At 63.9% G+C, this 700-nt stretch carries 1 protein-coding gene; it reads left to right on the forward strand.

From position 1 onward, the window contains the following. The first annotated feature begins 30 nt into the window (after positions 1-30). Positions 31-588, forward strand: coding sequence for a cytochrome c maturation protein CcmE (gene ccmE / locus AC1DM5_RS36510; RefSeq protein ID WP_477824012.1), 558 nt, complete (start codon positions 31-33; stop codon positions 586-588). Positions 589-700: the final 112 nt, after the last annotated feature.

Raw genomic sequence — 700 nt, forward strand, 5'->3', positions numbered from 1 at the left:
ACTCGGCATCGCGACGGAGGGGTTGACGCAATGACGCGCAAGCAGAAACGCCTGGCGGTGATTGCCGGCGGCATGAGCTTCATCCTTGTCGCCGTGCTGCTCGTGATGTTCGCCTTCAGCCAGTCGGTCGCCTATTTCTATATGCCGGGCGATCTCGCCAAGACGCCGGTGGCGCCCGGCACCCGCATCCGCCTCGGCGGCCTTGTGGGAAGCGGCAGCGTCATGCGCGGCGAGGGTTCTGTCGTGCGGTTTGCGGTGACCGATCCGAGCGGAGAGATCGTCAATGTCCGCTATGAGGGCATCCTGCCGGATCTGTTTCGCGAAGGGCAGGGGGTGGTGACCGAAGGTGCCTTCGAGACGGGCAGCACTGTCTTCACCGCCGATACCGTGCTGGCCAAGCATGACGAGACCTATATGCCCAAGGAAGTGGCCGACAGGCTGAAGGCTCAGGGCTTGTGGGAAGAGGGCAAGGGCCCGAGATCGCAAGGTGAGGTGCCGCAAGGTCAGGCGCCACAAGGTGCTGAAGCCAAGGCTCAGGAAGCCAAGGCTCGGGAAGTCCAGGCGCAAGAGACAAAGGCGACACCATGATCATCGAGATCGGCCATTACGCGCTGGTTCTGGCGCTCGCAACCGCGATCGTCCTGTCGGTCGTGCCGGTGATCGGTGCGCGGCGCGGCGATCAGGCGATGATGGATGTCGC

It is taken from the genome of Rhizobium sp. 01T437, assembly GCF_056398505.1.